Source organism: Roseovarius nitratireducens (assembly GCF_002925845.1).
Classification (GTDB): domain Bacteria; phylum Pseudomonadota; class Alphaproteobacteria; order Rhodobacterales; family Rhodobacteraceae; genus Roseovarius; species Roseovarius nitratireducens.
Map to the genome: position 1 here is coordinate 18989 of NZ_PDNI01000058.1, position 22460 is coordinate 41448.

At 67.1% G+C, this 22460-nt stretch carries 25 protein-coding genes; 24 read left to right on the forward strand and 1 reads right to left on the reverse strand.

The genetic code is table 11. The annotated features are described in order from the left end of the window. Positions 1-126: 126 nt before the first annotated feature. The 4 genes from CRJ03_RS10150 (at position 127) to CRJ03_RS10165 (ending at position 5081) form a co-directional block, all read left to right on the forward strand. Positions 127-792 carry an HAD-IA family hydrolase gene (locus CRJ03_RS10150; RefSeq protein WP_104018760.1) on the forward strand — a complete coding sequence of 222 codons (666 nt, stop codon included), beginning with the start codon at positions 127-129 and terminating at the stop codon, positions 790-792. 81 nt (positions 793-873) lie between these two features. Further along, the gene (locus CRJ03_RS10155) at positions 874-2073 is read left to right on the forward strand and encodes a DegT/DnrJ/EryC1/StrS family aminotransferase (RefSeq protein WP_104018761.1); all 1200 of its coding nucleotides are present in this window, start codon (positions 874-876) and stop codon (positions 2071-2073) included. 164 nt (positions 2074-2237) lie between these two features. Next, positions 2238-3401, forward strand: coding sequence for an isovaleryl-CoA dehydrogenase (locus CRJ03_RS10160; protein WP_104018762.1), 1164 nt, complete (start codon positions 2238-2240; stop codon positions 3399-3401). A 111-nt stretch (positions 3402-3512) separates the two neighbouring features. Continuing rightward, positions 3513-5081 carry an AMP-binding protein gene (locus CRJ03_RS10165; RefSeq protein WP_104018763.1) on the forward strand — a complete coding sequence of 523 codons (1569 nt, stop codon included), beginning with the start codon at positions 3513-3515 and terminating at the stop codon, positions 5079-5081. Positions 5082-5149: 68 nt separating this feature from the next. On the opposite strand, the gene CRJ03_RS10170 is transcribed toward CRJ03_RS10165, so the two are convergent. Then, a complete protein-coding gene (locus CRJ03_RS10170; protein ID WP_104019169.1) occupies positions 5150-5761 on the reverse strand; it encodes an OmpW/AlkL family protein in 612 nt (203 codons plus the stop codon). 137 nt (positions 5762-5898) lie between these two features. Between CRJ03_RS10170 and CRJ03_RS10175 the strand changes: the two genes are divergently transcribed. From CRJ03_RS10175 to nuoG, 20 genes are all read left to right on the forward strand, one after another. After that, positions 5899-7503, forward strand: a complete 1605-nt coding sequence (locus CRJ03_RS10175; RefSeq protein ID WP_104018764.1) for a carboxyl transferase domain-containing protein — start codon at positions 5899-5901, stop codon at positions 7501-7503. Between the two features lie 73 nt (positions 7504-7576). Next, positions 7577-8095: a thermonuclease family protein gene (locus CRJ03_RS10180; RefSeq protein ID WP_206018353.1), complete on the forward strand. Its 519-nt coding sequence runs from the start codon at positions 7577-7579 to the stop codon at positions 8093-8095. A 45-nt stretch (positions 8096-8140) separates the two neighbouring features. Next, the gene (locus CRJ03_RS10185) at positions 8141-10078 is read left to right on the forward strand and encodes an acetyl/propionyl/methylcrotonyl-CoA carboxylase subunit alpha (RefSeq protein WP_104019170.1); all 1938 of its coding nucleotides are present in this window, start codon (positions 8141-8143) and stop codon (positions 10076-10078) included. Further along, the gene (locus tag CRJ03_RS10190; protein ID WP_104018766.1) at positions 10075-10734 is read left to right on the forward strand and encodes a glutathione S-transferase family protein; all 660 of its coding nucleotides are present in this window, start codon (positions 10075-10077) and stop codon (positions 10732-10734) included. Before CRJ03_RS10185 ends, CRJ03_RS10190 begins: the two co-directional genes overlap by 4 nt. After that, entirely contained in the window at positions 10734-11600 is an 867-nt protein-coding gene (locus tag CRJ03_RS10195; RefSeq protein WP_104018767.1) for a hydroxymethylglutaryl-CoA lyase, read from the forward strand. Before CRJ03_RS10190 ends, CRJ03_RS10195 begins: the two co-directional genes overlap by 1 nt. A 52-nt stretch (positions 11601-11652) precedes the next feature. Further along, complete coding sequence (locus tag CRJ03_RS10200; protein ID WP_104018768.1) at positions 11653-12438, forward strand: crotonase/enoyl-CoA hydratase family protein; 786 nt, start codon at positions 11653-11655, stop codon at positions 12436-12438. 217 nt (positions 12439-12655) lie between these two features. Further along, positions 12656-13021, forward strand: coding sequence for an NADH-quinone oxidoreductase subunit A (locus tag CRJ03_RS10205; RefSeq protein ID WP_104018769.1), 366 nt, complete (start codon positions 12656-12658; stop codon positions 13019-13021). Beyond that, positions 13012-13632, forward strand: coding sequence for a NuoB/complex I 20 kDa subunit family protein (locus CRJ03_RS10210; protein ID WP_104018770.1), 621 nt, complete (start codon positions 13012-13014; stop codon positions 13630-13632). Before CRJ03_RS10205 ends, CRJ03_RS10210 begins: the two co-directional genes overlap by 10 nt. Next, positions 13629-14234 carry an NADH-quinone oxidoreductase subunit C gene (locus CRJ03_RS10215; protein ID WP_104018771.1) on the forward strand — a complete coding sequence of 202 codons (606 nt, stop codon included), beginning with the start codon at positions 13629-13631 and terminating at the stop codon, positions 14232-14234. Before CRJ03_RS10210 ends, CRJ03_RS10215 begins: the two co-directional genes overlap by 4 nt. Beyond that, a complete protein-coding gene (locus CRJ03_RS10220; protein ID WP_240611636.1) occupies positions 14231-14452 on the forward strand; it encodes a hypothetical protein in 222 nt (73 codons plus the stop codon). The genes CRJ03_RS10215 and CRJ03_RS10220 overlap by 4 nt, the downstream gene beginning before the upstream one ends. Further along, positions 14452-15672, forward strand: coding sequence for an NADH-quinone oxidoreductase subunit D (locus CRJ03_RS10225; RefSeq protein WP_104018772.1), 1221 nt, complete (start codon positions 14452-14454; stop codon positions 15670-15672). The genes CRJ03_RS10220 and CRJ03_RS10225 overlap by 1 nt, the downstream gene beginning before the upstream one ends. Beyond that, positions 15669-15818, forward strand: a complete 150-nt coding sequence (locus tag CRJ03_RS19890) for a hypothetical protein (RefSeq protein WP_165375295.1) — start codon at positions 15669-15671, stop codon at positions 15816-15818. The genes CRJ03_RS10225 and CRJ03_RS19890 overlap by 4 nt, the downstream gene beginning before the upstream one ends. Before the next feature lie 2 nt (positions 15819-15820). Next, on the forward strand, positions 15821-16099 hold the full coding sequence (locus CRJ03_RS10230) for a hypothetical protein (protein ID WP_439126636.1): 279 nt from the start codon (positions 15821-15823) through the stop codon (positions 16097-16099). A 1-nt stretch (position 16100) separates the two neighbouring features. Beyond that, entirely contained in the window at positions 16101-17267 is a 1167-nt protein-coding gene (locus CRJ03_RS10235) for an NADH-quinone oxidoreductase subunit E (protein WP_104018774.1), read from the forward strand. Positions 17268-17303: 36 nt separating this feature from the next. Beyond that, complete coding sequence (locus CRJ03_RS10240; protein WP_104018775.1) at positions 17304-18023, forward strand: helix-hairpin-helix domain-containing protein; 720 nt, start codon at positions 17304-17306, stop codon at positions 18021-18023. A gap of 12 nt (positions 18024-18035) precedes the next feature. Next, on the forward strand, positions 18036-18257 hold the full coding sequence (locus tag CRJ03_RS10245) for a DUF5337 domain-containing protein (RefSeq protein WP_104018776.1): 222 nt from the start codon (positions 18036-18038) through the stop codon (positions 18255-18257). 4 nt (positions 18258-18261) lie between these two features. Continuing rightward, positions 18262-19560, forward strand: coding sequence for an NADH-quinone oxidoreductase subunit NuoF (gene nuoF / locus CRJ03_RS10250; protein WP_104018777.1), 1299 nt, complete (start codon positions 18262-18264; stop codon positions 19558-19560). Continuing rightward, complete coding sequence (locus CRJ03_RS10255) at positions 19557-19910, forward strand: hypothetical protein (RefSeq protein WP_104018778.1); 354 nt, start codon at positions 19557-19559, stop codon at positions 19908-19910. Before nuoF ends, CRJ03_RS10255 begins: the two co-directional genes overlap by 4 nt. A gap of 125 nt (positions 19911-20035) precedes the next feature. Then, positions 20036-20440: a DUF5333 domain-containing protein gene (locus CRJ03_RS10260; protein WP_104018779.1), complete on the forward strand. Its 405-nt coding sequence runs from the start codon at positions 20036-20038 to the stop codon at positions 20438-20440. A 6-nt stretch (positions 20441-20446) separates the two neighbouring features. Next, positions 20447-22459, forward strand: a complete 2013-nt coding sequence (nuoG, locus tag CRJ03_RS10265; protein ID WP_104018780.1) for an NADH-quinone oxidoreductase subunit NuoG — start codon at positions 20447-20449, stop codon at positions 22457-22459. The last annotated feature ends 1 nt before the right edge of the window (position 22460 follow it).

The window sequence follows — 22460 nt, forward strand, 5'->3', positions numbered from 1 at the left end:
GACAACGTCTGCGTCGTTCTAGACATTCCGCAAAGTCGCGCAAGGGCGGGGCCAGTAAAACCTTGTGACCGTTCGGTGACAGCGCTAAGCGGTTTCCTGCCGGAACACGCACGATAAGGGGGCGCGATGCGCACCGTGGTCTTCGATCTCGACGGCACGCTGGCCGATACCAGCGGCGATCTCATCGCCGCCGCCAATGCCTGTTTTCGCGGAATGGGCGTGGCGGATTTGCTGTGCCCCTCGCGCGACGTGGGGGTGGCGCTGCGCGGTGGGCGGGCGATGCTGCGGTTGGGCATGGAGCGGCTCGGGCGCGGTGGAGACGAGGCCGAGATCGACCGGCAATATCCCCTGCTTCTGGCCGCCTACGAGGGCGCGATCGACCGGCACACGCGGCTCTATCCCGGTGCGATGGCGGCGGTGGAGGGCTTGCGCGACGCGGGCTACCGCGTGGCCATTTGCACCAACAAGCCCGAGGCGCTGGCGCGGCTTCTGCTGGAGAGGATGGGCGTGCTCGACCGGTTTCACGCGCTTACCGGGGCCGATACGCTGCCGGTGCGCAAGCCCGACCCCGAGCACCTGCGCGAGACCGTGCGCCGCGCGGGCGGCGATCCGGTGCGTGCGCTTCTGGTGGGCGACAGCGACACCGACCGCGACACGGCACGCGCCGCAGGCGTGCCGTCGGTGCTGGTGGGGTTCGGGCCGTCGGGTGCGGACATGGCCGCGCTCTCGCCCGAGGCCATCATCGACCATTTCGACGAGCTTCCTGCCGCGGTGGCGCGGCTCATCGGCTGAGCGCGGGGCGCGGTTTCGGCTTTCGTGAAAGAGCGGCGACGGGCCATTGACGCAAGGCCCGGCGCACGCCAAAACCGGTGTATGACCGAGGTATTCAAAGGCAGCTTCACCCAGCAGGAGCCGATTCCCGACGAGGGAATCGCGGCGGCGCTCGAGGTGATGCGGTCGGGGCGGCTGCACCGCTACAACCTCGCCCCCGGCGAGCCGGGCGAGGCCGCGATGCTGGAACGAGAGTTCGCCAATCATGTCGGCGCGCGCCACGCGCTTGCCGTCACCTCGGGGGGCTACGCGATGGCCACCGCGCTGCGGGCGCTGGGGGTGGGGTCCGGCGACCGGGTGCTCACCAATGCCTTTACCCTTGCGCCGGTGCCCGGTGCCATCGCGAGCGTCGGCGCGCAGCCGGTTTTCGTGGGCGTGACCGAGGGGCTGACCATCGATCTTGACGATCTCGCCGCCAAGGCGGGGCAGGCACGGGTGCTGATGCTCAGCCACATGCGCGGGCACCTGGCGGACATGGACCGGCTGATGGAGGTCTGCGATGCGCACGGCATCGCCCTGATAGAGGATTGCGCGCACACGATGGGGGCGGCGTGGCGCGGCATTCCCTCCGGGCGCTGGGGCAAGGTGGGCTGTTTCTCGACCCAGACCTACAAGCACATGAATTCCGGCGAGGGCGGATTTCTGGTTACCGATGACGACGAGGTGATGGCGCGCGCGGTGATCCTGTCGGGATCCTACATGCTCTACGAGCGCCACGGCACGGTGCCGCCCGAGGAGGTGTTCGCGCGGGTGAAGTACGACACGCCCAACGTCTCGGGGCGGATGGACCACCTGCGCGCGGCGATCCTGCGCCCGCAACTGCGCATGCTGGAGGATCAGTGCGACCGCTGGAACGCGCGCTATCGCGTTGTTGAGGAAGGACTGCGCGGCACGCCGGGCCTCACGCTGGTCGAGCGGCCCGAGGCCGAGCGCTATGTCGGTTCGTCGATCCAGTTCCTGCTGCTCGACTGGGAGGGTGGCGCCGTGGCGGAGGTGATCCGCCGTTGCGCCGCGCGCGGGGTCGAGCTCAAGTGGTTCGGGGGCGCGGAGCCGGCGGGCTTTACCAGTCGCTATGACAGCTGGCGTTATGCGCCGTCGGCGCCCATGCCCGCCACCGACCGCATCCTGCGCGGCATCCTCGACATGCGCCTGCCGCTGACCTTCAGCCTCGACGACTGCGCGCAGATCGCCCGCATCATCCGCGCCGAGGTGGGCGCGGTCTGGCAGAGCCGCGCGGCCTGACCTGACCGGCCCGATGGCACCGGCCGGACGGGGGCGCTGCCGCCACTGCCGCGGCGACTCTCCCGGAGTATTTGCCAAGAAGAAGCCCCTGCGCGCGGGATTGACGGGGTGTGCGGTTTGCGGCTATAAATGAACAAGTGTTCAATAAATGCCGGAGACCGGGGATGTTCAACGCGGTAATGAGCTTTGATCTGGGCGAGGATGTGAACGCCCTGCGCGAGATGGTGCATCGCTGGGCGCAGGAGCGCATCAAGCCGATGGCGGCGGAGGTGGACCGCGAAAACACCTTTCCGGGCGCGCTCTGGCGCGAGATGGGCGATCTGGGCCTGCTGGGCATCACCGTGCCGGAGGAATATGGCGGCGCGGGGATGGGCTATCTCGCCCATGTCGTCGCCGTGGAGGAGATCGCCCGCGCCTCGGCCTCGGTGTCGCTCAGCTATGGCGCGCACTCCAACCTCTGCGTCAACCAGATCAAGCTCAACGGCAGCGAGGAGCAGAAGGCAAAATATCTGCCCGGCCTCATCAGTGGCGAGCATGTCGGCGCGCTCGCCATGTCCGAGGCGGGGGCGGGCAGCGACGTGGTGTCGATGAAGCTGCGCGCCGAGCGGCGCAACGATCACTACCGGCTGAATGGCAACAAGTACTGGATCACCAACGGCCCCGATGCCGATACGCTGGTGGTCTATGCCAAGACCGATCCCGATGCCGGATCGAAGGGCATCACCGCCTTCCTGATCGAGAAGACGATGACAGGCTTCAGCACCTCCCCGCATTTCGACAAGCTGGGGATGCGCGGGTCGAACACCGCCGAACTCATTTTCGAGAATGTCGAGGTGCCGTTCGAGAACGTGCTGGGCGAGGAGGGGCGCGGCGTGCGTGTGCTCATGTCCGGCCTCGACTACGAGCGCGTGGTGCTGGCGGGGATCGGCACGGGGATCATGGCGGCGTGCCTCGACGAGATCATGCCCTACATGGCCGAGCGCCGCCAGTTTGGTCAGCCGATCGGCTCGTTCCAGCTCATGCAGGGCAAGATGGCGGACATGTACACCGCGATGAACTCGGCGCGCGCCTATGTCTACGAGGTGGCCAAGGCCTGCGACCGGGGCGACGTGACCCGCCAGGACGCCGCGGCCTGCTGTCTCTATGCCTCCGAGCAGGCGATGGTGCAGGCGCACCAGGCGGTGCAGGCCATGGGCGGGGCGGGCTTTCTCAACGACTCTCCGGTGGCACGCATCTTCCGCGACGCCAAGCTCATGGAGATCGGCGCGGGAACCAGCGAGATCCGCCGAATGCTGGTAGGCCGCGAGATGATGGGGGCGATGGGGTGAGCCGATGCCGTGTCGTCTGATCCATCTGCTGGTGGTGGCCCGTGCGGGACACGAATATTTCGTCGATAGCCTTGGCCGGGTGGTGGACGTGGCGCGTCCGGGGGTGGCGTCATGAGCACGATGCGGCCCCTCCTGCGCCGCGCGCCTTACGAGGCGCTCTGTGACGGGTTTCGCTGGGACATCCCGGCGCGGCTCAACATGGCGGCGCAGGTTTGCGACGACTGGGCAGCGCGGGAGCCGGACCGGCTGGCGATCCGCGATCTGTCGGGCGAGGGCCCGCACGAGGTGAGCTATGGCGCGCTGCGGCGTATGGCCGACGGGCTGGCGCAGGCGCTGGTGGCGCGGGGCGTGGCGCGCGGCGACCGGGTGGGCGTATTGCGCAGCCAGGGCGCGTGGTGCGCGGCGGCGCATATCGCAATCTGGAAAATCGGCGCGATTTCAATCCCCTTGTTCAAACTCTTCAGGCAGGATGCGCTGACGAGCCGGGTGGGGGACGCGGGCGCGCAGGTGGTGGTCACCGACGCCGAGGGCGTGGACATGTTGGCCGCTCTGGATGGCGTGACTGCCCTCGTGCCGGAAAAGACCACACTGCCGGAAGGCCGGTTCGACACGGCAGAGACCGGGCCCGAAGAGCCTGCAGTGCTGATCTACACGAGCGGCACAACGGGCAGCCCCAAGGGCGCACTGCACGGCCACAGGGTGCTGACCGGCCACCTGCCGGGGGTCGAGATGAGCCATGATTTTCTGGGTCAGGAGGGCGATAGCCTGTGGACGCCTGCGGATTGGGCCTGGATCGGCGGGCTGTTTGACGTGCTGATGCCGGGGCTGGCTATCGGCGTGCCGGTGGTGGCCGCGCGGATGGCGCGCTTCGATGTTGATCAGTGCTTGAGGATCATCCGCGAAGGCGCTGTCAAAAATGTCTTTTTCCCGCCAACCGCGCTTCGGATGTTGCGCGCGGAGGAGGCCCGACTCGCCGGGTTGCGCAGCGTCGCGAGCGGTGGCGAGCCGCTGGGGCCGGAGATGCTCGACTGGGGGCGGCAGGCCTTTGGCCTGACGATCAACGAGTTCTACGGGCAGACCGAGTGCAACATGGTGGCAAGCTCCTGCGCCGCGCTGTTTCCACCGCGCCCCGGCGCGCTGGGCCGGGCGGTGCCCGGGCATGCGGTGGCCGTGATCGACGCCGAGGGGCGCGAGACGGCGGGCGAGGGCGATATCGCGATCGCGCGAGGATCCGCCTCCATGATGCTGGAATATTTCAACAAACCGAGTGAGACGGCAGAAAAGTTCCGGGGCGACTGGATGCTGACCGGGGATCGGGGCGTGATTGTCGACGGGTATATCCGGTTCGTTGGCCGCGAGGATGACGTCATCACCTCGGCGGGCTACCGGATCGGGCCTGCGGAGATCGAGGATTGTCTGCTCACGCATCCGGCGGTGGCAACCGCCGGCGTGGTGGGCAAGCCCGACCCGCTTCGCACCGAGATCGTCAAGGCCTATGTGGTGTTGCGCCCTGCCGTCGAGGTTGGCGCCGAGGAACTTCAGGCATGGGTTAAGAAGCGGCTTTCAAGACATTCTTATCCAAGGGAAATATCTTTTGTTGATGCGCTGCCGATGACCGTCACGGGCAAGGTGATTCGCAAGGAGCTGAAGGCGCGCGCGGCGCGGGAGGCCGGGCAATGAGGGTGCACCACGAAAGAGGGGCCGGCGCTATGGCCGACCCCGTCATTCCGATCCTGTGCGGGAGGGGATCAGAATTTCATCACATAGGCCGCGTTGATCACCCAAGGGTCGATCTTGACGGTGCCGATGGGCGCGCCGCCCACCTTCACGTCGGTCTCGATGTCGATGTAGCGCACGTCGAAGCGGAACGCCGATTTCTCGTTGATCGCCACGTCCACACCCGCGTGCAGCGCAAGGCCCCAGGAATCGTCGAGGCTGACCGGCACGCCCGCGAGCGCGCCCTTGCCCGTGTCGTCGAAGAAGTAGGTGTAGTTGATGCCCGCGCCGACAAAGGGAGTGACGCCGCTCTTGTTGGTGAAGTGGTATTGCAGCGACAGGGTGGGCGGCAGGTGCTTGGTCTCGGCCACCTTGCCGGCACCCGCGAGGTTGATGTCGTGTTGGAACGGCCACGACGCGAGCAGTTCGACGCCGATATTGTCGGCGACGAAATATTCCACCGTGAGCGTCGGGCGCAGGTTGCCGTCGACATCAATGCTACCAGCCGCGGTGGTGGAGCTGCGCGTGGGCTCGACCCAGCCGAGGCCGAGACCGAGGGTGAAATCGCCCTGCGATTGCGCGAGCGCCGGGGCGGCGGGCGCGCTCATGAGGGCGGCGAGGGTGAGGGCGGTGATCTTTTTCATGGTCTGTCCACTCTTGTTTTGACGCCGCTCGGTATGGAACAGCCGCGGCGCGATCACATTGACGTGAATCAAATTCGCCCCGTCCTGCCGCACTGCGGCATAATTGCAACATGCGACCTGACACAGGAGGTGCAGCCATGCGTCTGACATCATCGGCGCTGCCGTCATCCGAGGCGTTCCGGGCCAACCGCGACGCCCATCTCGAGGCGCTGCGCGAGGTCGAAGAGGCCGCCGTGGCCGCGGCTGAGGGGGGCGGTGAAGCGGCGCGCGAGCGGCACAAGGCGCGCGGCAAGATGTCCCCCCGCGCGCGGGTGGCGGGCCTGCTCGATCCCGGTAGCCCGTTCCTGGAGGTTGGGGCCACTGCGGCGCACGGTCTTTATGACGGGGCCGCGCCCTGCGCGGGCGTGATTGCCGGGGTGGGGCGCGTGCAGGGGCGTGACTGCATGATCGTGTGCAACGACGCCACGGTGAAGGGCGGCACCTATTACCCGATGACGGTCAAGAAACACCTGCGCGCGCAGGAGATCGCCGAGGAATGTCACCTGCCATGCATCTACCTCGTCGACTCGGGTGGCGCGAACCTGCCCAACCAGGACGAGGTATTCCCCGACCGCGACCATTTCGGGCGCATCTTCTACAACCAGGCGCAGATGAGCGCCAAGGGGATCGCGCAGATCGCCGTGGTGATGGGAAGCTGCACGGCCGGGGGCGCCTATGTGCCCGCGATGTCCGATGTCACGATCATCGTGCGCGATCAGGGCACGATCTTTCTGGCCGGTCCGCCCCTGGTCAAGGCGGCGACAGGCGAGGTGGTGACAGCCGAGGACCTTGGCGGTGGCGACGTGCACACGCGCCTGTCGGGCGTCGCGGACTACCTCGCGGAGGACGACGCGCACGCGCTGGCGCTGGCGCGGCGCGCCGTGGGCAATCTGGGTGGTGGGCTGGCCCCCGTCCGGGGGTGGCAGACGCCCGAGGAGCCCGCCTACGATCCAGAGGAAATCCTCGGCGTGGTGCCGGCCGATCTGCGCACGCCCTACGATATCCGCGAGGTCATCGCGCGGCTGGTGGACGGCTCGTATTTCGACGAGTTCAAGGCCCGCTTTGGCGAGACGCTGGTTTGCGGCTTTGCCCATGTGAAGGGCTGTCCGGTGGGGATCGTCGCCAACAATGGCGTGCTGTTCTCCGAATCGGCCTCCAAGGGCGCGCATTTCGTCGAACTGTGCAGCCAGCGGCGCACGCCCCTGGTGTTCCTGCAGAACATCACCGGCTTCATGGTCGGGCGCAAATACGAGAACGAGGGCATCGCCCGGCACGGGGCCAAGATGGTGACGGCGGTGGCGACGACCTCTGTGCCGAAGATCACCATGCTGGTGGGCGGCTCTTTCGGCGCGGGCAATTACGGCATGGCGGGGCGGGCCTATCAGCCGCGCTTCCTGTGGACCTGGCCCAATTCCCGCATCTCGGTAATGGGCGGCGCCCAGGCGGCGGGGGTGCTCGCCACGGTCAAGCGCGACGCGATGGAAAAGCGCGGCGAGCATTGGTCGGCGGAGGACGAAGAGGCGTTCAAGCGCCCGACGGTGGAGATGTTCGAGCGGCAGGCGCACCCGCTCTATGCCTCGGCGCGGCTGTGGGATGACGGGATCATCGACCCGCGCAAGAGCCGGGATGTGCTCGGGCTATCCCTGCGCGCGGCGCTGAATGCCCCGGTGGAGGAGACGCGCTTCGGCGTGTTCCGGATGTGAGGGGGCTGGTGCCGTGTCGAGGAGAAAGGTCACTCGATTTTACCGAGGTGCGCGTCGCCACCCGAAGTGGGATTTGGGAACGCCGCCAGATCAGCAGGGGCGTTCGTTACGTGACAAGATTGCCGACCCCCGCTTTTATCTCAAAGCAGTCATCGTTGTTTGCGCTGTGGCATTGATCGCGCTCCCCTTAACGTCGGATGCGTTCGTTACAACCAAGACGCAAGACGACGTCACTGGCTGCCGGATCGTTCATGTGACAGACGGTGACACGGTTCGGCTCTATTGTTCTGGCCGTGGATTTCTATCCGGACGCTTGACGGGGTTTGATGCGCCCGAACTCTTCAGTCCAAAGTGCTTCTCCGAATTTGCTATGGCACTGCGGGCAAAGTGGGCCTTGCGATGGATCCTCCTTACAACCGAGGACATCACAGTCGTGCGGGAAGGGACTGACAGGTACGAGCGCGCTTTGATCTTTCTGGCATCCGACGGGGTGCCTGTGGCTCGCATGATGATCGAACGCGGACATGCGCGCGCCTATGATGGTGGCCACCGAGAGGGCTGGTGTGAAGCGATGACGGGGAAAGCGGCGTGAGGAAGTTCGTAGAATTGATGCAAGATGAAGCAGGGGGCGCGGGCCATGTTTGAACGTATCCTGATCGCCAACCGGGGCGAGATCGCGTGCCGGGTGATGCGCACGGCACAGGCGATGGGCGTCGATGTGGTGGCGGTCTATTCCGATGCCGACCGCGGCGCCGCGCATGTGGCGATGGCGGACCGGGCGGTGCATATCGGCGGGTCGGCGCCTGCCGACAGCTACCTCAAGGGCGACACGATCGTCGCCGCGGCGCTGGAGACGGGGGCGCAGGCCATCCATCCCGGCTATGGCTTCCTGAGCGAGAACCCCGATTTCGTCGAGACGGTGGAGGCGGCGGGGCTGACCTTCATCGGTCCGTCGGCGCAGGCAATCCGGGCGATGGGGCTCAAGGATGCCGCCAAGACCCTGATGGAGGAGGCGGGCGTGCCGGTGGTGCCGGGCTATCACGGCAGCAATCAGGACGCCGAGCACCTCGCGGGGGCGGCCGAGGCCATCGGCTACCCGGTGCTGATCAAGGCCGTCGCGGGCGGCGGCGGCAAGGGGATGCGGCTGGTGGAGCGCGCCGGGGATTTCACCGATGCGCTGGACAGCGCGCGGGGAGAGGCACGCACCGCCTTTGGCAACGCCGATGTGCTGATCGAGAAATTCGTGGAAAAGCCGCGACATATCGAGGTGCAGGTGTTCGGCGACGGCAGACGCGCGGTGCATCTCTTCGAGCGCGATTGCTCGCTTCAGCGGCGCCATCAGAAGGTGATCGAGGAGGCCCCCGCGCCGGGCATGACACCCGAGATGCGCGCGGCCATGGGGCAGGCCGCCGTGCGCGCCGCCGAGGCCATCGGCTACACGGGGGCAGGCACGGTGGAGTTCATCGTCGATGGCAGCGAGGGTCTGCGCCCCGACAGGTTCTGGTTCATGGAGATGAACACGCGGTTGCAGGTCGAGCATCCGGTGACCGAGGCGATCACCGGCGTGGACCTCGTTGAATGGCAGTTGCGCGTGGCGGCGGGTGAGGGGTTGCCGCTCCGCCAGGAGGATCTGGCGATCACCGGCCATGCCTTCGAGGCGCGGCTCTATGCCGAGGATGTGCCAAAGGGGTTCCTGCCCGCGACGGGGCGGCTGACGCACCTCGCGTTTCCCGACGGGGCCCGCGCCGATAGCGGCGTGCGGGCGGGCGATGAGATCAGCCCGTTCTACGACCCGATGATCGCCAAGCTGGTCACCCACGGCCCGAGCCGCGCGGTCGCGCTGCGTCGGATGGCGCGCGCGCTGGAGCGCACCGAGGTGGCAGGCACGGTGACCAACCTTGCCTTTCTCGGCGCGCTCGCGCGGCATGCGGGGTTCGCGGCGGGCGATGTAGATACCGGGCTGATCGCACGGGATATCGACGCGCTGGTCGTGCCGCCCGCACCGGGCCCGCGCGAGATCGCGCTGGCGGCGGTGGCGGGGCTGGGCCTCATGCACGAGGCGCCACCGGAGGCCGGGTTCGCCCTGTGGCAGCCGCTGGAACGCACGGTAACGCTGCTCCACGCGGGCGAGGAGATCGTGCTGCGCCTCGCGACGCTGTCGGCGGAGGCCCATGACGTGACGGTTGACGGAGTCTGCGTTGCGGTGCGGCGCGTGGAGGGGCAATGGCGGCTTGACGGTTCGTTCGCGCCGCAGGTGGCCGTGGACGGCGCGCGAATCACCGTCTTTGCGCAATACGGGCTGCGCTTCGAATTGGTCGATCCGCTGGCGCGCGAGGGCGCGGCGGGGGGTGATGCCGCGCTCGTCGAGGCGCCGATGCCGGGGCTGGTGAAGGCAGTGCTGGCGCGGGCCGGGCAGACCGTCAACAAAGGCGACCGGCTGGCGGTGCTGGAGGCGATGAAGATGGAGCACAGCCTACTGGCTGCGCGTGATGGCGTGGTGGGCGAGGTCCTGGTGGCCGCGGGCGACCAGGTGTCGGCGGGCGCGGCGCTGATCCGGCTGGAGGAAGAGGCATGATCCGCCTGCACCATGTGCCGCTGGCGCGCTCGCTGCGGGTGATGTGGCTGCTCGAGGAGCTGGGGCTCGGCTACGAAGTGGCGTATTACTCGATCCGCGACGGCTCGCTGCGCGCGCCCGACTTCCTCGCGCTGTCGCCCGCCGGGCGGGTGCCGGTGCTGGAGCATCATGGTGCGGTCTGGGTCGAGAGCGGGGCCATTGTGCAGATGCTGTGCGAGACCTACAGCGAGGCAGGGCTGATGCCACCGCCGGGCCATGCCGAGCGCGCGCTGTTTCTGGAGGTGCTGAGCCTGTCCGAAACGGTGGGGTGCCTGTTGGAGAATCTCAACCTCAACCAGGTGTTCCTGCGCCCGCCCGCGCGCCCCTCGGCCACGGTGGTGAAGCTGCTCAATGCCCGGCTGCGGGCGGCCCTGGCAGCGATGGAGGCGCGGATGGAGGGCGATCACCTCCTGCCCTCGGGTTTCTCGGCGGCGGATATCATGTTCGCCTACGGATTCGAGCTGGCGCGCTATTACGTCGATCTGGACGCATACCCGCGCCTGATGGCCTATTGGGATGGCTTGCGCGCGCGGCCCGCCTATCAGAGGGCTAAGGCGCGGGACGGCGAGCAGGACATCTATGCGCAGGAGTTCTATCCCGTGCCGGAGGAGGGGTGATGGCCGAGAGTGTTGAAATCTTCGAAGTCGGTCCGCGCGACGGGCTGCAGAACGAGGCCGCCCGCATCGCCACGCGCGACAAGATCGCGCTGGTGGATTGCCTGAGCGAGGCGGGCTTTGCCCGGATCGAGGTGGCGAGTTTTGTCAGCCCCAAATGGGTGCCGCAGATGGCTGATTCCGGCGAGGTGCTGCGCGGCATCCGGCGGGCACCGGGGGTGCGCTATGCCGCGCTCACACCCAATATGCGGGGGCTCTCGGATGCGCTCGAGGCGGGGGCCGACGAGGTGGCGATCTTCGGCTCGGCATCCGAGGGGTTCTCGAAGGCCAATATCAACGCCACCATCGAGGAAAGCCTCGCACGCTTTGCCCCCGTCACCGAGGCGGCGGGGGCCGAGGGGCTGCGCGTGCGCGGTTATGTCTCCTGCGTGGTGGAATGCCCCTATGACGGGCCGGTTGACCCCGCGCAGGTGGCGCAGGTAGCCGAGAGCCTGTGGCAGATGGGCTGCTACGAGATCAGCCTCGGCGACACGATCGGGCGAGGCACGCCCGAGGCGGTGGACGCGATGCTCGCGGCGGTGACGGACGTGGTGCCGGTGGACCGGCTCGCCGGGCATTTCCACGACACCTCGGGCCGCGCGCTCGACAATATCGAGGCGGCGCTGGCGCGCGGGGTGCGGGTGTTCGACGCCGCCGTCGGTGGCCTGGGCGGCTGTCCCTATGCGCCCGGTGCGGCGGGCAACGTGGCCACAGAGGCGGTGCAGGAGCGGCTGGCGGCCCTGGGTTACGAGACCGGGCTCGACCGCGAGGTGCTGGTGCGCGCCGCCGCGATGGCGCGGGCGCTGCGAGGCGAGGGGCAAAAATCTTGAAAAGATTTTTCCCAAATTTCTTTGAAGAAATTTGGCGCAAGAAGGAGAGGGCATGACCGAGACCATCACCATCGAGGCCGACCCGCGCGGCGTGGCCACGCTCTGGCTCGACCGGGCCGAGAAGCACAACGCCATGTCGGCGCAGATGATCGCCGAGTTGCACAGGGCGGCGCGGGACCTCGGCGCCGATGACGGCGTGCGGGCCGTGGTGCTGGCAGCAAGGGGCCGGACGTTCTGCGCCGGTGGCGATTTGGGCTGGATGCGGGCGCAGTTCGACGCCGAGCCGGAGCCCCGGTCGAAAGAGGCCGCGAAGCTGGCGCACATGCTTCAGGCGCTCAATACCCTGCCCAAGCCCCTGATCGGGCGGGTGCATGGCAATGCCTTTGGCGGTGGTATCGGGCTGATGAGCGTGTGCGACGTGGTGATCGGGGTAGAGGGCGCGCAGTTCGCGCTTACCGAGACGCGGCTGGGGCTTATCCCGGCCACCATTGGGCCATATGTGGCCGCGCGCATGGGCGAGGCAAAGGCCCGGCGCGTTTTCATGTCGGGCCGCCGGTTCGACGCGGACGAGGCGGTGGCGCTCGGCCTTCTGGCGCGGGCGGTGCCGGAAGCCGGACTCGACGCCGCCGTGGAGCAAGAGGTCTTGCCCTACCTCTCCTGCGCGCCGGGGGCTGTGGCGCGGGCCAAGGCGCTGCTGCGCGGCTTCGGGCCGCGCATCGACGACGCGGTGATCGAGCACACCATCGCGGCACTGGCGGAGACGTGGGCCGGGACCGAGGCCCCCGAGGGCATCGCCGCCTTTTTCGAGCGCCGCACACCGGGCTGGCAGCACGAGTGAGTCGCGGCCCTTGCCGCGGCGCGGCAAGGCGCGGTCCGGTTTTCGGACCAATTGTGGCACAAAGCCGCATACCATCGCATACAAACCTCAAGATTCCACCTCCCCGGGCTTGCAAACCGGTGTGGCTTCGGTTGACCGGGCAGAGGGGCAGGTTTAAACCCGGTCCATATGCAGCCAACTTGATGCGCGCTGGACCGCGCATGAAAGGAGCCATCCCGTGGAAGAGATGCTGAGGGAATATCTCCCGATCCTGGTCCTTCTCGCGGTCGCCATCGGCCTGGGGCTCGTCCTGATCCTCGCCGCCGTGGTGCTCGCCGTGCGCCATCCCGATCCCGAGAAGGTGAGCGCCTATGAATGCGGCTTCAACGCCTTCGACGATGCGCGGATGAAGTTCGACGTGCGGTTCTATCTCGTGTCGATCCTGTTCATCATATTTGACCTCGAGATTGCCATGCTATTTCCCTGGGCAGTCGCGTTTCAGGATCTCAGCATGGCCGCCTTCTGGTCGATGATGGTGTTCCTGGCGGTCCTGACCGCAGGCTTTGCCTACGAATGGCGCAAAGGAGCGATGGAATGGCAGTAAAAGATCGTGACGACGCGCTCGTGACAGAGACCCGGGGGCTGGGCGAACAGAGCCCGCGGGTCAAATCCGGGCCGTCGAGCCTCGCACCGGCCGAAGCGTACCAGCCCGGCAAGGACGTCGATCCCGCCTCGCAGGCGCTCAATGCCGAGCTGCAGGACAAGGGATTCCTCGTCACCTCGACCGAGGACATCATCAACTGGGCGCGCACCGGCAGCCTGCACTGGATGACCTTTGGTCTGGCCTGCTGCGCGGTGGAGATGATGCACTCTTCCATGCCGCGCTATGACCTCGAGCGCTACGGCACCGCGCCGCGCGCCAGCCCGCGGCAGTCGGACCTGATGATCGTCGCGGGCACGCTGACCAACAAGATGGCGCCCGCGCTGCGCAAGGTCTATGACCAGATGCCAGAGCCGCGCTATGTCATCTCGATGGGATCGTGCGCCAATGGCGGCGGCTACTACCACTACAGCTACAGCGTCGTGCGCGGCTGCGACCGGATCGTGCCGGTGGATATCTACGTGCCGGGCTGCCCGCCCACGGCAGAGGCGCTGGTCTACGGAATCATGCAGTTGCAGCGCAAAATCCGCCGGACGGGGACGATCGTGAGATGAGCAAGCAACTCAAGGAACTGGGCGAGTATATCGAGGCCAAGCGCGCCGATTGCGTGCTGGGCTGGCAGATCGCGCATGGCGAGATCACCGTCGATGTGGCCCCCTCGAACATCGCCGGGCTGGCGGAGTTTCTAAAGACCGATCAGAACTGCGCCTTTTCCACGCTGGTGGACATCACCGCCGTGGACTGGCCCGAGCGGCCCAAGCGGTTCGACGTGGTCTATCACATGCTCAGCATGTATCAGAACCATCGCATCCGCCTGCGCGTGGCGGTCCGCGAGGAGGACATGGTCCGTTCGCTCTGCGGGGTCTATCCGGCGGCCAACTGGTTCGAGCGCGAGGTGTTCGACATGTTCGGCATCATCTTTACCGGGCATCCCGACCTGCGCCGCATCCTCACCGATTACGGCTTTCGCGGCTATCCGCTGCGCAAGGATTTCCCGACCACGGGCTATACCGAGGTGCGCTATGACGAGGTGCAGAAGCGCGTCGTCTACGAGCCGGTGAAACTGGTGCAGGAATACCGGCAATTCGATTTCATGTCTCCCTGGGAGGGGGCCGACTATATCCTTCCGGGCGATGAGAAGGAGGACACCAAATGATGGGCACGGGCTATGGAATGGGAGGCTACGGCATGGGTGGCGGCGGTCTGATCTTCATGCTGATCATTGCGTTGCTTATGGTGGTGCCGTTCTGGCGGCTGCTGCCGAAATTCGGCATCCCCAACTGGGTGGCGCTGGCGGCGATCATCCCGCTGGGGGCGCTGGTCTTGCTGTGGGTGATGGCGTTCCGCGACAAGTTTGACGGGGGGCGCAAGTAATGGACGGCTCCAATGGCTTCGTCGACGCCCTCACGGGCGAGCAGAAGATCCGCAACTTCAACATCAACTTCGGCCCGCAACACCCTGCGGCGCATGGTGTTCTGCGGCTGGTGCTGGAGCTTGACGGCGAATTGGTCGAACGCTGTGACCCGCATATCGGCCTGCTGCATCGCGGTACCGAAAAGCTGATGGAGAGCCGCACCTACCTCCAGAACCTGCCCTATTTCGACCGGCTCGACTATGTCGCGCCGATGAACCAGGAACACGCCTGGTGCCTCGCCATAGAGCGTCTCACCGGAACGGAGGTGCCGCGCCGGGCGAGCCTCATTCGCGTACTCTATTCCGAGATCGGGCGCATCCTCAACCACCTCCTGAACGTCACAACGCAGGCGATGGACGTCGGCGCGCTCACCCCGCCGCTCTGGGGCTTCGAAGAGCGCGAAAAGCTGATGATCTTCTACGAGCGGGCCTGTGGCGCGCGGCTGCACGCGGCCTATTTCCGCCCCGGCGGTGTCCACCAGGACCTGCCGCCGGAATTGCTCGACGATATCGAGACCTGGGCCAACGAGTTTCCCAAGGTGATCGACGATATCGACGGCCTGCTCACCGAGAACCGCGTCTTCAAGCAGCGCAACGTCGATATCGGCATTGTCAGCCAGCAGGAGGCGCTCGACTGGGGCTTTTCCGGCGTGATGGTGCGCGGCAGCGGCATGGCGTGGGATCTGCGCCGCGCGCAGCCCTACGAATGCTATGACGAGTTCGACTTCCTCGTGCCGGTGGGCAAGAACGGCGATTGCTTCGACCGCTACCTCGTGCGGATGGAAGAGATGCGCCAGAGCCTTCGGATCATACACCAGTCCATCGAGAAGCTTCGCGCCCCCGAAGGGCAGGGCGATATCCTCACCCGGGGCAAGGTGACCCCGCCCAAGCGCGGCGAGATGAAGCGCTCGATGGAGGCGCTGATCCATCACTTCAAGCTCTATACCGAAGGCTTCCACGTCCCCGAGGGCGAGGTTTATGCCGCGGTCGAGGCGCCCAAGGGCGAATTTGGCGTCTACCTCGTGGCCGACGGTACCAATCGGCCCTATCGGGCGAAGCTGCGCGCGCCGGGCTTTCTGCACCTCCAGGCGATGGACCATGTCGCCAAGGGGCACCAGCTGGCCGACGTGGCGGCGCTGATCGGCACGATGGACGTGGTGTTCGGGGAGATCGACAGGTGATCGAGCTGGGCCGTCTGAGCGCGGGGCTTGCCGGGGCCGGGGGCGTCTCGCTCGCGGTGCTTGGCCTTGCCGTCCTGCGCGATCCGGCATCGGGCCTGCGGCTGGCCGGTCATCGCGCCGCCATCGCCCGCGCCGGGGGGATATGAGAGTGCTGCGCCCCGCGATCCAGCTCTGCGCGCTGGGCGTGCTTGTGGCCTGTGCCGCGCCGCCGCCGGGCACCACGCAGGAGGATGCGGCGCGTTTCGACGCCGCGGCCGGGAGCCTTGGCTGCACCCTGCGCGACGAGGGCGATTACCTGGCCATGGAGATCCAGACCGGGCTGGCGCGCCAGCAGCTTCTGGACCTCGCGGCCCACCGACTGTCCACCGGGGGCGCCGAGCGGCTGCCCGACGGGGGCGTGAAACTGACCACAGGAGCCTGTGCCTGAGATGCTACGCCGTCTTTACCATGAGCAGCCCGAGAGCTTTGCCTTCACCCCGGCCAACCAGGCCTGGGCCGAGGCGCAGATCACCAAGTATCCCTCAGGACGACAGGCGAGCGCGATCATCCCGCTGCTGTGGCGCGCACAAGAGCAGGAGGGCTGGCTGAGCCGCCCGGCGATCGAGCACATTGCCGCAATGCTGGACATGGCCTATATCCGTGCGCTCGAAGTGGCGACCTTCTACTTCATGTTCCACCTGCATCCCGTCGGTGCGGTCGCGCATTTCCAGATTTGCGGCACCACGCCCTGCATGCTGTGCGGCTCCGAAGACCTTATCGCCGTGTGCCGCGACAAGATCGCACCGGAGCCGTTCCAGCTCTCGGAGGATGGCAAATTCTCGTGGGAAGAGGTCGAATGCCTGGGCGCGTGTTCCAACGCGCCGATGGCGCAGGTCGGCAAGGATTACTACGAGGATCTCACGCCCGAGGGCTTTGCCGGGCTGATCGACGCCATGGCGGCGGGCGAGGTGCCGCTGCCAGGTCCGCAGAACGGGCGTTACGCGAGCGAGCCGGCATCCGGCCTGACCAGCCTCAAGGAATTCGAGAGCGGGCGCGCGCAATTCAATGCCAGCGTCCAGCTTGCCGCCGATCAACGCGACACGATCAAGCGCATCGACGGCAGCGAGGTGCCGCTCACCGCGCCGTGGCACGACCTCGGGGCCAATCACGCGCCGGCGCCGTCGTCGGTGGCGCTCAACGAGGAGCCGGTGAAGATCACCGCGAAGGGGGCAACGCCCAAGGCCGCCGCGCCCAAGCCGGAGCCAAAGGCCGCCGCCCCCAAACCTGCAGAGCCCGCGCCAGCGAAAACCGAGACCGCGCCCGAGGCGGGCACACGCCCCGAGGCGCTCGATGGCCCGCGCGATGGCAAGGCCGACGATCTCAAGAAGATCAAGGGCGTGGGGCCCAAGCTGGAAACGCTGTGCAACGAGATGGGCTTCTACCATTTCGACCAGATCGCGAACTGGACCGAGGCCGAGGTCGCCTGGGTCGATGACAATCTCAAGGGGTTCAAGGGGCGCGTGAGCCGCGACGCTTGGGTCGAGCAGGCCAAACTGCTGGCCGAGGGCAAGGAGACGGAGTTCTCCACCCGGGTCAAGAAGGGCGAGGTCTACTGACCGCGTCTTAATTGATAACCAACGGGGGAAACGCACATGTCCGACACGTCCAAACTGAGCACTTGCCAGATCGTCTGCTGGGGTCTTTCGGGCCTCGTCGGCCTCATTGTTCTGTGGGCGGCGACCGGCGCGGTCGGCTTCCTCGCGGCGCTGCTTCTGGCGATCGCCTTGGCGGCGTTGCTGGGGCTGGCCTCGACGCGGCTGGTCTGCACCGGCGACAAGGCGTCCGTTGCCGAGGCGGACGCGGCCCCCACACCCGAATCGGCCCCCAGACCCGAACCCGCCCCCGCCCCGGAACCGGCCCCCGCCGCCGAACCGACGGCCAGCGCGGCCACGGCCGAGCCGCCGGCGCAGCCCGAGGCCCCCGCCACGGCGGTGCGCTCGGGCACGACGCTCTCGGGCGAAGAGGAACTGGCGTCGCGCAAGGGCGAATGGCGCTACGAGGGTGGAGCCGCGGCACAATCCGATGCCGCCCGCCCCGAGGCGCTCGACGCACCGCGCGACGGCAAGGCCGATGATCTCAAGAAGATCAAGGGCGTGGGGCCCAAGCTGGAAAAGGTCTGCAACGAGCTGGGTTTCTACCATTTCGACCAGATCGCGAACTGGACCGAGGCCGAAGTTGCCTGGGTCGATGACAATCTCAAGGGGTTCAAGGGCCGCGTGAGCCGCGATAACTGGGTGGAACAGGCGAAAACCCTTGCCGCGGGGGGCGAGACCGAGTTCTCGACCCGGGTGGGCAAGGGCGATGTTTACTGAGCATGAGGAAAGATGCCGCAGCAGGATGCAGAAATCGCGCGCAAGGGGCGGCTGGCCGCGCTGGTGATCGCGGGCACGGGGGTCTTCTGGATCCTCGCCACGCTCATCGGCGGCGGGTTGGGGCTCGACCAACGGGTGCGCGCGCTGTTCGACCTGATGGCGCTGGGCGGCTTCGTCTTCGCGCTCGTGCTCATCTATCAACTCTGGCGGATGCGTCAGGGCAACCGGAGGTAACGGGATGCTGAAAGACGAAGACCGTATCTTTACCAATCTCTACGGGATGCACGATCGCAGCCTCAAGGGCGCGATGGCCCGTGGCCATTGGGACGGAACGGCGAAAATCCTTCAGAACGGACGGCAATGGATCGTCGATCAGATGAAGGCGAGCGGGCTGCGCGGGCGCGGCGGCGCGGGCTTTCCAACCGGGCTCAAGTGGTCCTTCATGCCCAAGGAAAGCGACGGGCGCCCGGCCTATCTGGTGGTCAATGCCGACGAATCCGAGCCCGGCACCTGCAAGGACCGCGAGATCATGCGCCATGATCCGCACACGCTGATCGAGGGCTGCCTGATCGCGAGCTTCGCGATGAACGCCCATGCCTGCTATATCTACATCCGCGGCGAATATATCCGCGAGCGCGAGGCGCTTCAGGTCGCCATCGACGAGGCCTACGAGGCCGGGCTCATCGGTCGTAACGCGTGTAAATCAGGCTGGGATTTCGACCTCTACCTGCATCACGGCGCGGGCGCCTATATCTGCGGCGAGGAAACGGCGCTGCTGGAATCTCTGGAGGGCAAGAAGGGGATGCCCCGGATGAAACCGCCCTTTCCGGCGATGGCCGGGGTCTATGGCTGCCCAACCACCGTCAACAACGTCGAATCCATCGCCGTCGCGCCCACTATCCTGCGGCGCGGCCCGGAATGGTTCGCGGGCTTCGGGCGGGCCAACAATGCCGGCACCAAGCTCTTTGCGATCTCGGGGCATGTGAACCACCCCTGCGTCGTCGAGGAGGAGATGTCGATTTCCTTCGAGGAACTGATCGACCGCCATTGCGGCGGCATCCGCGGCGGATGGGATAATCTCAAGGCGGTCATCCCCGGCGGCTCGTCGGTGCCGTGCGTGCGCGGCGAGCACATGCGCGACTCGATCATGGATTTCGACCACCTGCAGAAAGAGCTGAAATCCGGCCTCGGCACGGCGGCAGTGATCGTGATGGACCAGTCCACCGACATCATCAAGGCGATCTGGCGGCTCAGCAAGTTCTACAAGCACGAAAGCTGCGGCCAGTGCACGCCGTGCCGCGAGGGCACCGGCTGGATGATGCGGGTGATGGACCGGCTGGTGCGCGGCGAGGCGGGCGTCGAGGAGATCGACATGCTGTTCGAGGTGTCCAAGCAGGTCGAGGGCCACACGATCTGCGCGCTGGGCGATGCCGCGGCCTGGCCCATCCAGGGCCTTATCCGCAACTTCCGCGACGAGATCGAGGATCGCATCCGCGCCCGCGAGCGTGGCCGCACATCGGCGGTGGCGGCGGAATGAGGCACGCGCGCAGATACCGGCTTGGGGCCGTGGCGCTGCTTGCGCTTGCTCTCGTCGCAGGGTGTACCGAGCGCAAGGAGCGTGTGCTCTTCGATGGCAATTACTACCCTGGTAAGGCACGCGGCGAGCGGGAAGATCGCCGCGATTTCACCGCCACGGTGCGCCGCGCCGGGCGCGGCATCGAGGGCGCGCAAAAGGCCGTGGTTCACGAGGCGACGCGCTATTGTATCGAGAGTTTCGGCACGTCCGAGATCGCGTGGTCTGGCGTGGCCGAGGGGCAGGAGGGACCCGCCTATGCCCGTTCCGGGGATCGTCTGTCGGTGTCGGGGCGCTGTATCATATGGAAGTAATCCGTTGCATACCCGCGGCTCCGCGCGCCTGCTATTGCATGACCGACCGCCGCGCACCCATCTGTGGGGCATACGGGCGGGCCGTCACGGCCCCTGCCCGCCGGACAGGTGAAAGGAGACAGACCATGCGCATGACAGGTACGGGACTGGCCGCGCTCGCGGTGGCGGCAATGGTGCCCGCAGCGAGCGCTGCGTCGCTGTCGCAGGAAACGGACATCAACACCGCGCTGTTCGAGATCGCGGTCGCCAACGAGATACGCAAGGAATGCGACAGCATCAGCCCGCGCATCTTTACCGCGATCGGGCGGATGAACGCGCTCAAGGCCGAGGCGCGGCGGCGCGGCTATTCGGATGCCGACATCGACGCCTACGTGAACGACAAGGCCGAGAAGCAAAAGATGCGCGCACGGCGCAACGAATATATCCGGGCGCAGGGCGCGGTCCCCGATGACGGGCCGAGCCTGTGCGCGCTGGGCGAGAGCGAAATCGCGAAGCAGAGCCGGATCGGCGCGCTTCTGGTAGCAAGGTGAGAGAAGATGGCTGACCTACGCAAGATCATCATCGACGGGCAGGAGGTCGAGGTCGAGGGCGCGATGACCCTTATCCAGGCTTGCGAGCAGGTGGGGGTGGAAATCCCGCGCTTCTGCTACCACGAGCGGCTGTCGATTGCTGGCAACTGCCGGATGTGCCTCGTCGAGGTGCAGCCCGGCCCACCGAAACCGGCCGCAAGCTGCGCGATGCAGGTCAAGGACATGCGCCCATTCCCCGATGGCAGCCCGCCGCAGGTCTCGACCAAATCGCCGATGGTGAAAAAGGCGCGCGAGGGGGTGATGGAGTTCCTGCTCATCAACCACCCGCTCGATTGCCCGATCTGCGACCAGGGCGGCGAATGCGATCTTCAGGATCAGGCGGTGGCCTATGGCGTCGATTTCTCGCGCTTCCGCGAGCCCAAGCGCGCCACCGAGGATCTCGACCTCGGCCCGCTGGTCGAGACGCACATGACGCGCTGCATCTCCTGCACCCGCTGCGTGCGTTTCACCACCGAGGTGGCGGGCCTGCATGTCATGGGCCAGACCGGCCGTGGCGAGGATGCGGAGATCACCGCCTACCTGGGCGAGACGCTGGACAGCAACCTTCAGGGCAACATCATCGACCTGTGCCCGGTGGGCGCGCTGGTGTCCAAGCCCTATGCCTTTACCGCGCGGCCGTGGGAGCTGACCAAGACCGAGACCATCGACGTGATGGATGCGCTGGGCAGCAGTATCCGCGTCGATACCAAGGGCCGCGAAGTCATGCGCATCCTGCCGCGCAACCATGACGGCGTGAACGAGGAATGGATTTCCGACAAGACGCGTTTCGTCTGGGACGGGCTGCGCCGTCAGCGGCTCGACAAACCCTATATTCGCGAGGATGGCCGGCTGCGTCCCGCCACCTGGCCCGAGGCGCTGGGCGCGGCTGCCAAGGCGATCAAGGGGGCCTCGAAGCTCACCGGCCTGGTGGGCGATCTGGCCCCGGTCGAGGCCGCGTTCTCGCTCAAGTCGCTGGTCGAGGGGCGCGGCGGCGTGGTCGAGTGCCGCACCGACGGCGCGCAACTTCCCGCCGGAAACCGCTCCGGCTATGCCGGCACGGCGCGGATCGAGGAAATCGACACGGCGAAGCACATCACCCTCATCGGCACAGACCCCTGCACAGAGGCGCCGGTTCTGGGCGCGCGTATCCGCAAGGCGTGGCTCGCCGGGGCCGAGGTGATCCATGTCGGCCAACCCGCAGACCTGACCTTCGAGGCCACGCAGATGGGCGCGCGCAACAAGTTCCTCGCGCGGCTCGTCAAGGACGCGACCCCGACCGAGGGCGCGCTGGTCATCGTCGGGCAGGGCGCGCTGCGGGGGCCGGGCGGCGCGGCGGCGCTCAGCCATGCCATGCAACTGGCCGAGACGCAGGGTGCGGGCCTTCTGGTGCTGCACACGGCGGCGGGCCGGGTCGGCGCGATGGATGTGGATGCCACCTGCGAGGGCGGGATCGCCGCGGCGCTCGACGGCGCCGACGTGGTCTACAACCTCGGCGCCGACGAGATCGACATTCCCGCCGGGGCCTTTGCCATCTACCAGGGCAGCCACGGTGACCGCGGCGCGCACCGCGCCGACGTGATCCTGCCCGCGGCGGCCTGGACCGAAGAGCAGGGCCTCTTCGTCAACACCGAAGGCCGCCCGCAGCTTGCCCTGCGCTCCGGCCACCCGCCGGGCGACGCCAAGGAGAACTGGGCGATCCTGCGCGCGCTCTCGGGCGAACTGGACAGCACCCTGCCGTGGGACAGCCTCGCGCAGCTTCGGCAGGCGCTGGTGGCGGAGGTGCCGCACCTTGGGCGCATCGACGAGGTGCCGGAGAACGACTGGCAGCCGGTTCCCGCCGCCGAACTCGGGGCGGGGCAGCTCGAGGTGGCGATCGCGGATTTCTACCTGACCAACCCGATCGCGCGCGCCAGCGAACTGATGGCGGAGCTGAGCGCCAATACCAAGGCGCGCCGCGAGCGACCGGTGGCGGCGGAGTGAG

Excerpts from the sequence above, each read along its gene's own strand:
- CRJ03_RS10235 (WP_104018774.1), top strand. The coding sequence starts at position 16,101 with ATGCTACGCCGTCTTTACCATGAGCAGCCCGAGAGCTTTGCCTTCACC.
- nuoF (WP_104018777.1), top strand. The coding sequence starts at position 18,262 with ATGCTGAAAGACGAAGACCGTATCTTTACCAATCTCTACGGGATGCAC.
- CRJ03_RS10190 (WP_104018766.1), top strand. The coding sequence starts at position 10,075 with ATGATCCGCCTGCACCATGTGCCGCTGGCGCGCTCGCTGCGGGTGATG.
- CRJ03_RS10220 (WP_240611636.1), top strand. The coding sequence starts at position 14,231 with ATGATGGGCACGGGCTATGGAATGGGAGGCTACGGCATGGGTGGCGGC.
- CRJ03_RS10185 (WP_104019170.1), top strand. The coding sequence starts at position 8,141 with ATGTTTGAACGTATCCTGATCGCCAACCGGGGCGAGATCGCGTGCCGG.
- CRJ03_RS10210 (WP_104018770.1), top strand. The coding sequence starts at position 13,012 with ATGGCAGTAAAAGATCGTGACGACGCGCTCGTGACAGAGACCCGGGGG.
- CRJ03_RS10150 (WP_104018760.1), top strand. The coding sequence starts at position 127 with ATGCGCACCGTGGTCTTCGATCTCGACGGCACGCTGGCCGATACCAGC.
- CRJ03_RS10245 (WP_104018776.1), top strand. The coding sequence starts at position 18,036 with ATGCCGCAGCAGGATGCAGAAATCGCGCGCAAGGGGCGGCTGGCCGCG.
- CRJ03_RS10225 (WP_104018772.1), top strand. The coding sequence starts at position 14,452 with ATGGACGGCTCCAATGGCTTCGTCGACGCCCTCACGGGCGAGCAGAAG.
- CRJ03_RS10240 (WP_104018775.1), top strand. The coding sequence starts at position 17,304 with ATGTCCGACACGTCCAAACTGAGCACTTGCCAGATCGTCTGCTGGGGT.
- CRJ03_RS10200 (WP_104018768.1), top strand. The coding sequence starts at position 11,653 with ATGACCGAGACCATCACCATCGAGGCCGACCCGCGCGGCGTGGCCACG.
- CRJ03_RS10160 (WP_104018762.1), top strand. The coding sequence starts at position 2,238 with ATGTTCAACGCGGTAATGAGCTTTGATCTGGGCGAGGATGTGAACGCC.
- CRJ03_RS10155 (WP_104018761.1), top strand. The coding sequence starts at position 874 with ATGACCGAGGTATTCAAAGGCAGCTTCACCCAGCAGGAGCCGATTCCC.
- CRJ03_RS10165 (WP_104018763.1), top strand. The coding sequence starts at position 3,513 with ATGAGCACGATGCGGCCCCTCCTGCGCCGCGCGCCTTACGAGGCGCTC.
- CRJ03_RS10170 (WP_104019169.1), bottom strand. The coding sequence starts at position 5,761 with ATGAAAAAGATCACCGCCCTCACCCTCGCCGCCCTCATGAGCGCGCCC.
- CRJ03_RS10260 (WP_104018779.1), top strand. The coding sequence starts at position 20,036 with ATGCGCATGACAGGTACGGGACTGGCCGCGCTCGCGGTGGCGGCAATG.
- CRJ03_RS10175 (WP_104018764.1), top strand. The coding sequence starts at position 5,899 with ATGCGTCTGACATCATCGGCGCTGCCGTCATCCGAGGCGTTCCGGGCC.
- nuoG (WP_104018780.1), top strand. The coding sequence starts at position 20,447 with ATGGCTGACCTACGCAAGATCATCATCGACGGGCAGGAGGTCGAGGTC.
- CRJ03_RS10215 (WP_104018771.1), top strand. The coding sequence starts at position 13,629 with ATGAGCAAGCAACTCAAGGAACTGGGCGAGTATATCGAGGCCAAGCGC.
- CRJ03_RS10195 (WP_104018767.1), top strand. The coding sequence starts at position 10,734 with ATGGCCGAGAGTGTTGAAATCTTCGAAGTCGGTCCGCGCGACGGGCTG.
- CRJ03_RS10255 (WP_104018778.1), top strand. The coding sequence starts at position 19,557 with ATGAGGCACGCGCGCAGATACCGGCTTGGGGCCGTGGCGCTGCTTGCG.